General features: G+C 36.1%; 15 protein-coding genes. 3 read left to right on the top strand and 12 right to left on the bottom strand.

What is annotated here, in order from left to right:
• Position 1: 1 nt before the first annotated feature.
• From rpmC to rplC, 9 genes are all read right to left on the bottom strand, one after another.
• The gene (gene rpmC, locus BW932_RS02515; protein ID WP_076385049.1) at positions 2–190 is read right to left on the bottom strand and encodes a 50S ribosomal protein L29; all 189 of its coding nucleotides are present in this window, start codon (positions 188–190) and stop codon (positions 2–4) included.
• 11 nt (positions 191–201) lie between these two features.
• Complete coding sequence (gene rplP, locus BW932_RS02510; protein WP_076385047.1) at positions 202–627, bottom strand: 50S ribosomal protein L16; 426 nt, start codon at positions 625–627, stop codon at positions 202–204.
• An 80-nt stretch (positions 628–707) separates the two neighbouring features.
• Entirely contained in the window at positions 708–1,463 is a 756-nt protein-coding gene (rpsC, locus tag BW932_RS02505; RefSeq protein ID WP_076385045.1) for a 30S ribosomal protein S3, read from the bottom strand.
• Between the two features lie 7 nt (positions 1,464–1,470).
• Entirely contained in the window at positions 1,471–1,872 is a 402-nt protein-coding gene (gene rplV, locus BW932_RS02500) for a 50S ribosomal protein L22 (protein ID WP_076385043.1), read from the bottom strand.
• A gap of 2 nt (positions 1,873–1,874) precedes the next feature.
• Positions 1,875–2,153, bottom strand: coding sequence for a 30S ribosomal protein S19 (rpsS, locus tag BW932_RS02495; protein WP_076385041.1), 279 nt, complete (start codon positions 2,151–2,153; stop codon positions 1,875–1,877).
• A gap of 2 nt (positions 2,154–2,155) precedes the next feature.
• Complete coding sequence (gene rplB / locus BW932_RS02490; RefSeq protein WP_076385039.1) at positions 2,156–2,977, bottom strand: 50S ribosomal protein L2; 822 nt, start codon at positions 2,975–2,977, stop codon at positions 2,156–2,158.
• 54 nt (positions 2,978–3,031) lie between these two features.
• Complete coding sequence (gene rplW / locus BW932_RS02485) at positions 3,032–3,322, bottom strand: 50S ribosomal protein L23 (protein ID WP_076385037.1); 291 nt, start codon at positions 3,320–3,322, stop codon at positions 3,032–3,034.
• A gap of 3 nt (positions 3,323–3,325) precedes the next feature.
• Complete coding sequence (rplD, locus tag BW932_RS02480; protein WP_076385035.1) at positions 3,326–3,955, bottom strand: 50S ribosomal protein L4; 630 nt, start codon at positions 3,953–3,955, stop codon at positions 3,326–3,328.
• Positions 3,946–4,572, bottom strand: coding sequence for a 50S ribosomal protein L3 (gene rplC / locus BW932_RS02475; RefSeq protein WP_076385033.1), 627 nt, complete (start codon positions 4,570–4,572; stop codon positions 3,946–3,948). Before rplC ends, rplD begins: the two co-directional genes overlap by 10 nt.
• 186 nt (positions 4,573–4,758) lie before the next feature.
• On the opposite strand from rplC, the gene BW932_RS02470 reads away from it, so the two are divergent.
• The 3 genes from BW932_RS02470 to BW932_RS02460 are packed head-to-tail and all read left to right on the top strand — an operon-like array spanning position 4,759 to position 8,811.
• Entirely contained in the window at positions 4,759–5,727 is a 969-nt protein-coding gene (locus BW932_RS02470; protein WP_076385031.1) for a hypothetical protein, read from the top strand.
• A gap of 2 nt (positions 5,728–5,729) precedes the next feature.
• Positions 5,730–8,405 carry a hypothetical protein gene (locus BW932_RS02465; RefSeq protein WP_076385029.1) on the top strand — a complete coding sequence of 892 codons (2,676 nt, stop codon included), beginning with the start codon at positions 5,730–5,732 and terminating at the stop codon, positions 8,403–8,405.
• Position 8,406: 1 nt separating this feature from the next.
• A complete protein-coding gene (locus BW932_RS02460) occupies positions 8,407–8,811 on the top strand; it encodes a hypothetical protein (RefSeq protein ID WP_076385027.1) in 405 nt (134 codons plus the stop codon).
• Between the two features lie 77 nt (positions 8,812–8,888).
• Here BW932_RS02460 and BW932_RS02455 read toward each other — a convergent pair whose 3' ends face one another.
• The 3 genes from BW932_RS02455 to fusA form a co-directional block, all read right to left on the bottom strand.
• Complete coding sequence (locus BW932_RS02455) at positions 8,889–11,126, bottom strand: zinc-dependent metalloprotease (RefSeq protein ID WP_076385025.1); 2,238 nt, start codon at positions 11,124–11,126, stop codon at positions 8,889–8,891.
• Between the two features lie 470 nt (positions 11,127–11,596).
• Positions 11,597–11,902: a 30S ribosomal protein S10 gene (gene rpsJ, locus BW932_RS02450; protein ID WP_039349183.1), complete on the bottom strand. Its 306-nt coding sequence runs from the start codon at positions 11,900–11,902 to the stop codon at positions 11,597–11,599.
• 17 nt (positions 11,903–11,919) lie between these two features.
• Positions 11,920–14,037, bottom strand: a complete 2,118-nt coding sequence (gene fusA / locus BW932_RS02445) for an elongation factor G (protein ID WP_076385023.1) — start codon at positions 14,035–14,037, stop codon at positions 11,920–11,922.
• Between the last annotated feature and the right edge of the window lie 5 nt (positions 14,038–14,042).

Below are 14,042 nucleotides of genomic sequence, written 5' to 3'. Positions count from 1 at the left end.
CTTATTGTTGTTTTAGTGTTAGTTCGGTCTCCAGACGTGCGATTGTTTTTCTCATGTCTCTGATTTGAATAGGATTTTCAATTGGACTGATGCTGTGAGACATTTTCAACTTGTTGAAATCTGCTTTTACTTCAGTTAATTTGTTTTGAATATCTCCTGCGCTTAGATTTTTGATATCAGCTATTTTCATAATAATTCAGATTATTGAGGTTGAACAAAATCATTCGCCACTACAAATTTTGTAGTTACAGGAAGTTTCTGAGCAGCAAGACGCAAAGCTTCTTTTGCTACTTCATAAGGAACACCTCCTACTTCGAACATTATTTTACCAGGTTTTACTACAGATACCCAATATTCTACGGCGCCTTTTCCTTTCCCCATCCTTACTTCGGCTGGTTTTTTGGTAATCGGCTTATCCGGGAATACTTTGATCCATAATTGACCTTCTCTTTTCATATATCTTGTCGCCGCAATACGCGCCGCTTCAATTTGTCTTGCAGTGATCCAAGCACCTTCGTTCGCTTTGATCCCGAAAGTTCCGTAAGCAAGTTGACTGCCTCTTTGAGCAATCCCCTTCATTTTCATCTTATGAACTTTACGGAATTTTGTTCTTTTTGGTTGTAACATAATTTCTTAAATTTTAGATTTTAGATTTTAGATTTTAAAAAAGTAACGGTCATTTAAAACTGGCCTCTAAAATTTTGTAATTATTTTCTATCTCTTGGTCTTCTGTCTGGTCTGTCGCCTCTTTCGCCACGATCATTTCTGTCGTTACGATCTCCTCTTCCTGCAGGTGCTCCTTTTTTCTGTTGTCCTACTAATGGCATCAAATCACGTTTACCGTAAACTTCACCTTTCATAATCCAAACTTTCACACCTAATTTACCGTACTGAGTTAAAGCTTCACCGATATGATAATCGATATCTGCTCTAAAAGTTGACAAAGGTATTCTTCCGTCTTTGAAGTTTTCGCTTCTTGCCATCTCTGCTCCGTTTAATCTACCTGAGATTTGAACTTTGATTCCTTCAGCACCCATTCTCATGGTACTTTGGATAGACATTTTCACTGCTCTTCTGTAAGATATTCTGTTCTCGATTTGTTTTGCGATGCTGTCTGCAACTAAAACCGCGTCAAGTTCAGGTCTTTTGATTTCGAAAATATTGATCTGGATATCTTTATCTGTCAATTTTTTCAATTCTTCTTTCAATTTATCAACTTCCTGACCACCTTTACCGATGATTAAACCCGGTCTAGCTGTAGTAATTGTAATTGTAACTAGTTTTAAAGTTCTTTCAATATAAATTCTTGAAATCCCTCCTTTTGATAAACGAGCTTCAAGGTATCTTCGGATTTTAAAATCTTCAGCGATTCTATCTCCATAATCTTTTCCGCCATACCAATTAGAATCCCATCCTCTGATGATTCCCAATCTGTTGCCTATTGGATTTGTTTTTTGTCCCATACCTTGATTATTTAGTTTCTTTGTTACCCAAAATTAATGTAATGTGGTTTGATCTTTTTCTGATTCTATGACCTCTTCCTTGTGGAGCTGGTCTTAGTCTCTTCAATTGTCTCGCACTATCTACCATAATTTCTTTTACGATTAAATTAGCTTCTTCAATATCCGCACCTTCGTTTTTCAATTGCCAGTTAGCCATTGCAGAAAGTAAAACTTTTTCTAACTTGTTAGAAGCGTCTTTTTTCGAAAATTTAAGAATTGCCAAAGCTTTATCCACTTCAACACCTCTGATGATATCAGCAACTAATCTCATCTTTCTTGGGGAAGACGGGCAATCGTTGTGCAAAGATTTAGCCACATCTTGGTTTGCTATTTTACGTGCCAAAGCACTTTCTCTTTTTCTTGATCCCATGATTATCTACCTCCTTTATTTTTGTTACCACCGTGACCTCTAAAAGATCTTGTCGGAGAAAATTCGCCTAACTTATGACCTACCATATTTTCAGTTACATAAACTGGGATAAAAGATTTCCCGTTGTGTACTGCGATAGTTTGTCCTACGAAGTCCGGGGAGATCATTGATGCTCTGGACCAAGTTTTAATTACTGTCTTTTTACTAGACTCTATATTTGCCTGAACCTTCTTATCTAAAGTATGATGGATGAAAGGTCCTTTTTTAAGTGATCTTGCCATAATTATTTTCTTTTAGATACGATAAATCGGTTAGACGCTTTGTTTTTAGTTCTTGTTTTGAAACCTTTAGACGGTTGTCCGTTTCTAGATCTTGGGTGACCTCCAGATGATTTACCTTCACCACCTCCCATTGGGTGATCAACAGGGTTCATTACTACTGGTCTTGTTCTAGGTCTTCTTCCTAACCATCTGCTTCTACCTGCTTTACCAGAAACGGTAAGTTGGTGATCAGAGTTAGAAACAGATCCAATCATTGCCATACATTCAGTAAGAACCATTCTAGCTTCTCCTGAAGGCAATTTAACGATTGCATATTTACCATCTCTTGAAGTTAACTGTGCCGATGAACCTGCACTTCTTGCCATTACTGCACCTTGACCAGGTCGTAATTCGATACAAGAAACAACAGTTCCCAAAGGAATGTTTTTCAACTTCATTGCGTTACCAACATTTGGCTCAGCTGATTCTGCAGAAATAACTTTCATATCTACTTTAATACCGTTTGGAGCGATGATGTATCTCTTCTCTCCGTCTGTGTACTCTAATAGAGCGATGAAAGCAGTTCTGTTTGGATCATATTCAACAGATTTTACCGTAGCTTCAACATCGAATTTATTTCTTTTGAAGTCGATAATTCTGTATTTCTTTTTGTGTCCACCTCCGGTGTAACGCATGGTCATTTTACCAGTATTGTTACGACCACCAGACTTACTAATACCAACCGTTAGAGATTTCTCTGGTTTGTTGGTAGTAATTTCCTCAAAGTTGTTTACAACTCTAAATCTCTGTCCTGGGGTGATAGGTTTTAATTTTCTAACAGACATTACAATTATTTATAATTAATAAAATATTATTTTTTTATAGCAAAGGATCAAATCCTAAGCTGTTGCGAAAATATCAATCACTTCTCCTTCTGCAAGGGAAACGATTGCTTTTTTCAATTTGTTGGTTTTACCAATCTGCAAACCTTTTTTGGTATTTTTCGAAGAAACTTTCGGAGCGTAAATCATTGTTCTTACGTCAGAAACTTTCACACCGTAAAGTACTTCTATCGCTTTTTTAACTTGGATTTTATTCGCTTTTGGATTTACCAAGAAAGAATAAGCACCTCTTAAATCAGTAAGATAGTTTGCTTTCTCTGAGATGATGGGTTTAATAATAATAGACATGATTTATTTCTTTAAATTTTCTTGAAATTTCTCGATAGCACCTTCTAAGAAAACGATCTCACCTGCATGAACTAAGTCATAAGAACTGATTTCGTTATACGTTAAAACTTTAGTTTTTGGTAAGTTTCTTGAAGACAAATAAACATTTTTGTTTGCTTCTGGTAAGATGTAAAGAGCTTTTTTACCTTCGAAACCTAATGCAGTATTCAAATTGATAAATTCTTTAGTTTTAGGAGCATCAAAATTGAAGCTTTCTAATACCATGATGGAATTATCTCTCATTTTTTGAGAAAGCACTGATTTTTTTGCTAATCTTTTCAAAGCTTTGTTCAGTTTGAATCTGTAGTCTCTTGGTTTTGGACCGAAAATACGACCTCCACCTCTGAAAACTGGAGATTTGATATCACCATATCTTGCAGAACCTGAACCTTTTTGCTTTTTCAACTTTTTAGTTGAACCAGCGATTTCGCTTCTCTCTTTTGATTTATGTGTACCTTGACGCTGAGCGGCAAGATATTGCTTTACTTCTAAGTAAACCGCGTGCTGATTTGGCTCAATTCCGAAGATTGCTTCGTCTAGAGTTACTTTTCTTCCGGTTTCTTTTCCTGATGTATTAAGTACTACTAATTCCATTTTCTAATAATTACATAAGAATTTTTTGCTCCCGGAACAGCTCCTTTTACTACTAAAAGATTTTGTTCTTGATCCACTCTTAACACTTGAAGGTTTTGTACAGTAACTTGCTTACCACCCATTCTTCCAGCCATACGCATTCCTTTGAATACTCTAGATGGATCGGAACCCGCACCAATAGAACCTGGAGCTCTTAATCGGTTATGCTGTCCGTGAGTTGCTTGCATTACCCCCGCAAAGTTGTGTCTTTTTACAACCCCTTGGAAACCTTTACCTTTTGAAGTTCCAGTTACATCAACAAATTCGCCTTGAGCAAATAAATCAACTTTCACTTCATCTCCTACGCTTAATTTTTCTACGAATTCATGATAGAATTCTACTAATTTAGCTTTTGGAGCTGAACCTGCCTTTTTGAAATGGCCGGCTAACGCTTTACCAACGTTCTTTTCACTCTTGTCATCGAAACCTAGTTGAGCAGCTTTGTACCCATCCTTTTCTATGGTTCTGACCTGTAAAACCGAGCAAGGACCTGCTTGAATAACGGTACACGGCATATTTTTGCCGTTTTCGTCAAACAGAGAAGTCATCCCGATTTTTTTTCCAATAATACCTGACATTATTTATATATATTATATTATATTCTCCGATTATCAATCAAGGTTTCCGTGATTTCTACTTTTGAAATAGGCATACTTCTTCCCTAAATTGAGTGTGCAAATGTATGAAGAATTTTTGAAATGACAATATAACAAGTAAAAATATTTTGATTTTTAACACCTTACAATTTTTTATACTTTTATTGCATGAAAAAAATCTGTTTAACCTTTCTTTTCGCATTTATACTTTGCTGCCAGAACTCAGAGAAACATTCGTACACTTTTTATTATTGGCGAACCAACCTTTCTTTAAATACAACAGAAAAAGAAACTTTAAATAAAACAAATACTCCTTACTTATATACACGGTTTTTTGATATCGAAAAAGTGAATGGTAAATTTCAACCAATTGCCGTGGTAACAAAAGACGAAACCTTTAAAACCGAAAAAGAAATCGTTCCTGTCGTTTTTATTAAAAATGATGTGTTTTATGATATCACTTTAGAAGAGATCCATTTTTTGGCAAACAACGTGTTCTCCTTGATTCAGAAGAAACAAAAAGACTTCGGTTTCAAAATCGCTCATGAAATTCAAATCGATTGCGACTGGACCGCAGGAACGAACAAAGAGTATTTCACTTTCCTCACCAAACTGAAAGAAATCTCCGGAAAACAAATTACCTGTACTTTGAGACTTCATCAGGTTAAAAACAGCAAGCTTTCTGGGATTCCGCCGGTTCGGAAAGTCTATTTAATGTGCTATTCTACTTCTTCGCCTTTAGAAAACTCGAGTCGGAATTCTATATTAGATGTACCTACTTTAAAAGATTATTTAAAATCTGTCAATAAATATCCAATAAAGATCGATGTTGCTTTACCGATTTACTCGTGGGGAATTGTCACCAATCAATTAGGGAAACATAAATTGATCAATGCACTCTCTTCAAAAGATTTAGAAAATCCAAACTTCAAAAAAATAGGTCAAGATAAAGTTCAAGTTTTAAAAGACGGTTTCTACTTCGGAAATTATCTTAATAAAGGTTTCACCTTAAAAGTAGAAGCAATTACCGATGATCAATTAAATGAAGTCAAAGCTTTCCTCGACAAAAAATTATCTGATTATGCTATTGTATATTATCATTTAGATGGTAAATTTGTTAGCGACCACAAATTTTAGTTATGAAAAAAATTATTCTTTCCGCTGCGTTATTGTTCTTCATGTCCTCTAAGGTTTCCTCCTGTTCTTGGTATGATCCAGATTACGAATATTTTAATTTATTCACGCAAAGCATCATTAAAGACAAATCCTACCTGCCTTTTTTACACACCTTGTCGAATCGGTTTTATGGCCATGAACATTTCGAAATACCCGACGAAAATATAGAAACTTGGCAGCGATTTTTTGGCAATTCACTCACTTATGCAGAAACGCAAATTTTGGTAGAAAAAATGCCAATGAAAGATTTGAATTTCTTTAAAAAAGGAGTTTCCGGAAATGCAATTCTCTCCAAATTGGGTTCCTATCAAAAATATGCAGAAGCAATCGATTATTTGATTGAAGCAAAATATTTGGAACCTTTCATGCGCATCAATTTTGTAGAAAGTCCAGATTCGTTTTATTACAATGCAGAAGAAAACTCAAAAAACGCAACCCAACTCAATGTTGAAAAGACGGTTTCAGCCTTAACTTCTCTTTATAACGCTGCAAAAAACCCAGAAATTAAATTGCGATATGGTTATCAATTGGTTCGCTTTCATCATTACACCAGAAATTACGAAGCTTCTTTGCAGGCTTTTAAAAAATATGTAGAACCATTACAATTAAAAACTGCGCCTTACTTTTTGGCTTTGGACCAATTTGCAGGAGCGCAACGAGGTTTGAAAATGACAGCCGACGCCAACTGGAACTTTTTTCAGGTTTTTATCAATAGTAAAAGCAGAAAAGAGAGCGCTTTTGTCTCTATGAAACTTAGCGATTCGGCTTCTTTTGATAATTTGATGAAAAGAGCGAAAACTTCGGAGGAAAAAAATATGGCCTATTTTCTTTTGGGTTTTGATGATTTCAGCAATCCAATTCCGATGATGGAAAAAATGTATGAAATCGATCCCAACTCAGAAATCCTGAAAGTTTTGGCAGCAAGAAGCATCAATGAACTCGAAAGAAGTTATTTGCCGATTTACTTCAACAACGCCAAAGATGCATCACTTTCTGAGAAAAGAACCACAGAAACAAAAACCGATGTTGCGAAAGTTCCTGAAACCAGTTTTTGGCAGAAAATCAAAAATTTCTTCAGCGGCATTTTCGGTGGCAAAAAATCTAGCGATCCTGAAAATGGAAATGATCAAAGTGAAAGTGATCTTTTGAAAAACCCCAACCGAATTCCGAAATTCACCAAAAATGAATATGATGAAACTTCGAAAGATTTCGCCACGGATTTAAAACTTATTACCTCAAAAATAAAGGAAAAATCCAACGATGAATTCTGGAAAATTACTGATGCTTATCTCGCTTTTTTGAAAAAAGATTACGACGAAAGCACGAAAACTTTAGAGGAAATAAAAACCACGAATCCAGAATATCTCGCAGAAATTTCCCGCATGAAAATGCTGAACAAAATCACGTCTCAACCGAGAATCACCCCAGAATTTGAAGATGATTTGTACAAAAACTACAAGGAATTTTTTGTGGCAAAAGCTCCGGCTATCGAGAAAGACAGTACGGCAGATCATTTCGGGTACGAGGAATACCACGCTCCTTCTACCAGTGAATTTTTGAAAGATATATTGGCAAACCGATATTTCCTTCAAGGCGAAGAGGCGAAATCATTTTTGATGAATAATCAACTTTCTGATCTTCGATACAATCCGAATTTAGATCTCGCGAAAAAACTGGAAGCCTTTTTCAACAAGAATGACAAAACCCAATTTGAGCAAGAAATCATTGCGAAAAATATTAATGACGTTGGAAATACAGCAAGTTTTTTCAATGTGCTATATGGCGATTTTGCGATGCGTTCCGGAGATTTTGAACGAGCAAAAACCTACTATGAAAAAGGGAGCGATTTTTCTGGAATTCCTTTATCAGAAGGCATTTACGATTACAACACGGGAGAATATGTGAAAATTGCAGATCCAAGCAAAGTTTATAATGGGTTCAATAATATTTCGAGTTTAATTTTCGGGCACAATCATCTTGTGAGTTACGGTTCCCCAGAAAACGAAATGATGAAAGCTGAAAAATTTGTGCCCGAATTTCCTTTTATTAAAGCCAATATGAATAAACTGGAATTGAGTGCAGGGCTTCTTCAGTTGAAAAAAGTTGCTGCCGGAAAAGATGAAAAAGCTGCAAAAGCCAACCAACTCATCGGGAATTTATTGTACAACACTTCTGCTTTAGGATTTTATCGCCACGTTTTTGTGATGGACATTGATAATTCTAATGGACCAAAATATCATTTTGATAAGACCGATTCTCCGTTCCAATTTTACTATAAAAATTATTCGTCTAATGTTTTCATTGCTCCAGATAATTTTGATCTTGCAATTGGGTTCTATAAAAAAGCTTTGCAAAACACTTTAGATAAAGAACAAAAAGCAAGAATTCTTTTTCAAATGGCAAGTGCAGAACAGGGAAAATATTACCAATATGAAGCTAAGAATACTTTTAATGCAAATTACGATGATCCGGACTGGTCTAAAAAACAAGATGAATGGATGAAAAATATGGATCAATCGAAAAACCAAAAATACCGAACCTATTTTGTGGAGTTGAAGAAAAATTACGCAGAAACCCAAACTTCAAAAGGTTTGCAGGGAACCTGTTCTTATTACGATTATTTCATGAAGAAAAATTAAAATGAAAACAAAAATCAGGGCGCTTCTCTATTGTTTGTTTGCCCTATTATGGAGTTCCGGAAATAATGCACAGCAAAAAACAGATCAGAATAAAGTTCACGAGAAATCACTAATCGGAATTTGGGACGGAACTTTTAAAAGCAGTAAAAACCCTTTGAATAAAACTTGGCAAATCATGAGAAAATCCGATGGAACTTTTATTAAAAATGAAATTTTGATGATCAAAGGAAGAACGCAAAAAATAAATAGAAAAGGAACTTGGTGGACAAAAAACGGAAATTATTATGAACAATATGACTCCGACGAAAACCTTCAATCCAAAGAATATCAATTACTGACCGATCAGAAAATTCTGGTCATCTCGAAAGACGACGGATCGGTTTCTGTAGAAACGAAAGTAAAATAAATTTGTGACGAAATGTAAAAAAAAATGGCTGCTTCCTTTTTGGTGAAGCAGCCATTTGTATGAATGAAAAGCGCTATTTATTTTTTAATAAATTTGGTTTTTGTAGCATTACCATCATTCGTAAATGAAATCACATAAGTTCCTTTTACCAATTTACTAACGTTAACTTCGCCATCAACAATTGATCCTTCAGAAACCAATCTTCCTGTCGCATCAAAAATGGAATAGGTTGATTTTGCCGAAATATTTTTAACGAAAAGTTTATCAGTTGCAGGATTTGGATAAATTTGAACTTGATCCTTTGTATTTTCTGACGCAGCAAGTGCAGCAGCAGTTAAAGTCACTTTATTGACCGCATAAAACACATTTCCGATTGCAGAAACACGAACATAAGGAGTTGAAGCACCCAATGAAGCCGGGAAAGTAACACTTGCAGTTCCAGTATTTGCAGTAGAAGCTGAAAGAACAGTCCAATTTGCACCACCATCAATCGTATAATCTATTTTCACATTGGCCACGTTGTACGGTGAAGCAGTGGTACCAGAAACCGTCCAAGTTACATTTAGAGGAGTTCCTGCTTTTCCAGATGCGGCATTTACGGTAAATGCAGCCGCAGAACCAACCACGATTACTTGGTTTGCATAAGCAGTTTGCGCTTGTCCACCAGTAACATTATCGCGTACAGTTACTCGGAAATTGGTCGTTCTGGCGACAGAAGACGCTGCTTCAAAATCAGAAACATTTTTCACAGCACCACCCAAAACGGTAGCTAATTTTGGAAAATATCTTGTAGGATTCGAAGTTGGTGCTATGGAACGGAAAGTTCCACCCGAAGTATTTGCTCCAATTGCAGCCGCACCATCGCCAGTTCCTGAAGCTTTTCCAACACCATTTGCTAATCTACTATAATCCACTTGTTCCCAGCAATACGTTAATGGATTGTTATCTGGATCCGTTACAACAGCAGTTAACACAAACGCGGTGCTTTTTGGAATGGTATACGTTGTTGGCATTGCAGTTACAACAGGAGTGTTGTTTGTGATATTGGTTTCTACATCTACCGCAGTTGCTGCAAGTACTGCTTGAACTTGGTCGATACTCGCACTATGAAAATAAGGATCAGAATGAGCCTGAACATCAGTATTTGCACCAGTAATTCCCGCATAACCCATAATCGTAGAACCAGAACCTGGCTCCATTTCTTTATTTAAGTACGTTTCATAAAAACTGTACGTATGACTATCTCCTAATTGATGCCCCATTTCGTGCGCCACATAATCGATATCAAAAGTATCTCCTTTTGGTGATGCATCTGCAGGAGCAGTTATTCCACTCCCTTTGTAATTGTTTGGTGAAATATAAGCGTAACCACATCCACCAGATGCAGTAGTATATGAAGTCGTAGAAATATCATTGCTTCCGATGCAACCAATACAACCTGCGTTTCCGCCACCTCCTGTCGCACCAAATAAGTGACCAATATCAAAACTAGCATCTGTAACTCCGAAAGTTCCACCATGCAAAGCATTCATCAATTCATAATTCCATTTGCAAAATTGTGCAGCTGGACTAAAAGGATCTGTAGAAGCATTCGTAAAAATTAAATTAGGTGCTGTAATAACATTAAGATGCAAATTAAACTCTTGTTCAAAAACTGCATTTACACGAGTCATCGTTGCATTAATTTGAGCAACAGCATTGGAAGTATTTCCAAAAAAAGCGGTATATTCTCCGGTTACCGCCATTGCAAGTTTTAGCGTATGATATTTTCTGTTGTTTGCTTTTGCAGCGGAACCTTCCTCTATTAATTTTTCTAATCTTGAAACAGATTCTGGACTTTCTTTGGTATTGCACACAAATGCTTTTCCTTTTCTGCTTGTTTTGCTGTGCAGTGAATAGATTGATTTATCATCGTTTGCTGGTTCTATAAATTCAAATTTCCCATCACCACTCATCATGGATTGAAAATCATTTGGGGAAACGCTGAATCTAATAATTTTTGAAGGATTATCGATGCCTGTTCCTACATAAGAACCGAGTTGATATTGCTTTGACATTTCTTCATCAAACACCGGGAAACTGTTTACTGCAAAACGTTCTAAATCACCTTCTGCATTTGGGATTTCAATTGTTACGGGTTTGCTTTCACCCACTTTTGCGGCTTGCGAAAGTTTTGTTCTAATAGCATTCATGTCTAATTTATAATAGACAGAATTATCGCTTTTTCTAACTACTGATCCATTATCAGAAGCTTTACTCCATTGTGCATTTGCCGCTAGAGAAAGAAAAAGAAAAAGGAAAGGAATTTTTTTCATGTTTTTAAAAATTTAAGGCGACAAAAGCAATCAATATTTATAAGTTTTGTAAAAAATAATTGAAATAATAGCATTCTTTATATAAAAAATACCAAACCAATATGAAAACTAGATTTAAACAAGAGATAAGAGTCATGCTCTAATTTTTTGTCAGTTCCAAGATAAAATACCCAAAAAAAAGTATTTTTTCGATGATCTACCGGAAGCCGAAATTCCTATAAATCAGTGAAAGCCAGAAAGCGTTTGGTGTTGATCATACGGAATTCATTTCTAGCCGTGATCGAAACGGCATCCTTTTTCTTTTTTTTTAAAGAAAAAAGAAAAAGATATAGTGGAGAGCGCGACTGATCATGGATCGAAGACTAAATCTTGTGGCTCCTTAGAGATAGAGCATTCAGGTAGGACATCGCAAAAAAAATCCGCTCTCTTTCGAGAACGGATTTCTATAATTATCGCAAAGTGCAAATTTATCACACTTTAATTTCTACGTCAACTCCAGAAGGAAGTTCTAATTTCATTAACGCATCTACAGTTTTAGAAGAAGATGAATAGATATCCATCAATCTTTTGTGTGCAGATAATTGAAACTGCTCTCTAGCTTTTTTGTTTACGTGCGGAGATCTTAACACAGTAAAGATTCTCTTATTTGTTGGCAAAGGAATTGGTCCATTTACAATGGCACCTGTTGCTTTTACCGTTCTAACGATTTTCTCAGCAGATTTATCTACCAAATTGTAATCGTAAGATTTTAATTTTATTCTGATTCTTTGTGACATTTTAATTTAGTTTAAGATTAACCTCTTGCTTTTGCAATAATTGCTTCTGCAACGTTAGATGGTGCCGGTTCGTATTTTTCAAATTCCATAGAAGATGAAGCTCTACCTGAAGAAAGTGTTCTAAGAGTAGTTACATAACCAAACATTTCTGAAAGTGGAACGAATCCTTTGATTACTTTCGCATTGTTACGATCATCCATACCGTTTACAGAACCTCTTCTTTTGTTAAGGTCACCTACAATATCTCCCATGTATTCTTCTGGAGTTACCACTTCAATTTTCATGATTGGTTCCATGATTACAGGTTTAGCTTTTTTACCAGCTTCTTTGAAGCCCATTTTAGCAGCCAATTCGAAAGATAATGCATCAGAATCTACCGGGTGGAAAGATCCGTCTTTAAGAGTAACTTTAATACCTTCAACTTCAAAACCAGCCAAAGGACCGTTCTTCATTGCTGCTTTGAATCCTTTTTCTACAGATGGAACAAATTCTTTAGGAACGTTACCACCTTTGATTTCATTGATGAATTCTAAACCTGGTTTGTTGTCATCAGCTGGAGCCAATTCGAAAACAATATCAGCAAATTTACCACGACCACCAGATTGCTTTTTGTAAACTTCTCTGTGATTAGCAGCCATCGTAAGATTTTCTTTGTATTCTACTTGAGGCTCTCCTTGGTTAACTTCAACTTTAAATTCTCTTCTCATACGATCTACAAGAATATCAAGGTGAAGTTCACCCATTCCTGAGATAATCGTTTGACCAGAAGCTTCGTCAGTCTTAACCTGGAAAGTAGGATCTTCTTCAGCTAATTTAGCTAGAGCGTTACCCATTTTATCCTGATCTGCCTTAGTTTTAGGTTCTACAGCGATACCAATTACTGGATCAGGGAAAACCATGGATTCTAGAATGATCGGGTTTTTCTCATCACACATTGTATCACCAGTTTTGATCGATTTAAAACCTACCGCTGCACCAATATCACCTGCTTCAATATAATCTACAGGATTCTGCTTGTTAGCGTGCATTTGGTAAATTCTTGAGATTCTTTCTTTATCTCCTGAACGGGTGTTCAAGATATAAGAACCTGCATCTAATCTTCCAGAGTATGCTCTGAAGAATGCCAGTCTTCCTACGAAAGGATCGGTAGCAATCTTAAATGCTAAAGCCGCGAAAGGCTCTTTTACGTCTGGTTTTCTTGATACCTCAAGATCTGTTCTTGGGTCTGTACCTTTAATATCATCTTTATCTAATGGTGAAGGCAAATATTTACATACTGCATCCAACATGAACTGTACCCCTTTATTCTTAAATGAAGAACCACAAGTCATTGGGATAATAGATAAATCGATTGTTGCTTTTCTAAGCGCTTCGTTGATTTCGTCTTCAGAAATTGAATCTGGATCTTCGAAGAATTTCTCCATCAAAGTATCATCATAATCTGCAACTGCTTCAACTAATTTCTCTCTGTATTCAAGAACTTCAGCTTTCATGTCTTCAGGAATTGGAACTACTTCGAAAGTAGCACCTTGTCCAGCTTCATCCCAAACGATTGCTCTGTTTTTGATCAAGTCTACAACACCTTTGAAATCTTCTTCAGCACCGATTGGTAAAACGATTGGAACTGCATTTGATCCTAACATTGTCTTAACCTGGTTTACCACGTTAAGGAAGTCAGCACCTTGACGGTCCATTTTGTTTACGAATCCCATTCTCGCTACTTTATAGTTGTCAGCAAGTCTCCAGTTTGTTTCAGACTGAGGCTCTACTCCATCTACTGCAGAGAAAAGAAATACCAATCCATCTAATACTCTCAAAGATCTGTTAACTTCTACGGTGAAGTCAACGTGTCCTGGTGTATCGATAATGTTGAAATGGTAAGGTTTGCTTTCTGGTAATTTTTTACCTTGGTCTGTAGGGAAATTCCAAGAACAAGTAGTTGCAGCAGAAGTAATAGTAATACCTCTTTCTGCTTCTTGCTCCATCCAGTCCATTGTAGAAGCACCATCGTGAACTTCACCAATTTTGTGATTTACCCCTGTATAGAATAAAATTCTTTCTGTAGTGGTAGTTTTACCGGCATCAATGTGCGCAGCAATACCAATATTTCTTGTAAATTTAAGATCTCTACTCATTTCAG

It is taken from the genome of Kaistella chaponensis (genome assembly GCF_900156725.1).
In the GTDB taxonomy this organism is placed as follows: domain Bacteria; phylum Bacteroidota; class Bacteroidia; order Flavobacteriales; family Weeksellaceae; genus Kaistella; species Kaistella chaponensis.
This window is presented reverse-complemented; position numbering and strand designations above follow the sequence as displayed.

Excerpts from the sequence above, each read along its gene's own strand:
- rpmC (WP_076385049.1), bottom strand. The coding sequence starts at position 190 with ATGAAAATAGCTGATATCAAAAATCTAAGCGCAGGAGATATTCAAAAC.
- rplP (WP_076385047.1), bottom strand. The coding sequence starts at position 627 with ATGTTACAACCAAAAAGAACAAAATTCCGTAAAGTTCATAAGATGAAA.
- rpsC (WP_076385045.1), bottom strand. The coding sequence starts at position 1,463 with ATGGGACAAAAAACAAATCCAATAGGCAACAGATTGGGAATCATCAGA.
- rplV (WP_076385043.1), bottom strand. The coding sequence starts at position 1,872 with ATGGGATCAAGAAAAAGAGAAAGTGCTTTGGCACGTAAAATAGCAAAC.
- rpsS (WP_076385041.1), bottom strand. The coding sequence starts at position 2,153 with ATGGCAAGATCACTTAAAAAAGGACCTTTCATCCATCATACTTTAGAT.
- rplB (WP_076385039.1), bottom strand. The coding sequence starts at position 2,977 with ATGTCTGTTAGAAAATTAAAACCTATCACCCCAGGACAGAGATTTAGA.
- rplW (WP_076385037.1), bottom strand. The coding sequence starts at position 3,322 with ATGTCTATTATTATTAAACCCATCATCTCAGAGAAAGCAAACTATCTT.
- rplD (WP_076385035.1), bottom strand. The coding sequence starts at position 3,955 with ATGGAATTAGTAGTACTTAATACATCAGGAAAAGAAACCGGAAGAAAA.
- rplC (WP_076385033.1), bottom strand. The coding sequence starts at position 4,572 with ATGTCAGGTATTATTGGAAAAAAAATCGGGATGACTTCTCTGTTTGAC.
- BW932_RS02470 (WP_076385031.1), top strand. The coding sequence starts at position 4,759 with ATGAAAAAAATCTGTTTAACCTTTCTTTTCGCATTTATACTTTGCTGC.
- BW932_RS02465 (WP_076385029.1), top strand. The coding sequence starts at position 5,730 with ATGAAAAAAATTATTCTTTCCGCTGCGTTATTGTTCTTCATGTCCTCT.
- BW932_RS02460 (WP_076385027.1), top strand. The coding sequence starts at position 8,407 with ATGAAAACAAAAATCAGGGCGCTTCTCTATTGTTTGTTTGCCCTATTA.
- BW932_RS02455 (WP_076385025.1), bottom strand. The coding sequence starts at position 11,126 with ATGAAAAAAATTCCTTTCCTTTTTCTTTTTCTTTCTCTAGCGGCAAAT.
- rpsJ (WP_039349183.1), bottom strand. The coding sequence starts at position 11,902 with ATGTCACAAAGAATCAGAATAAAATTAAAATCTTACGATTACAATTTG.
- fusA (WP_076385023.1), bottom strand. The coding sequence starts at position 14,037 with ATGAGTAGAGATCTTAAATTTACAAGAAATATTGGTATTGCTGCGCAC.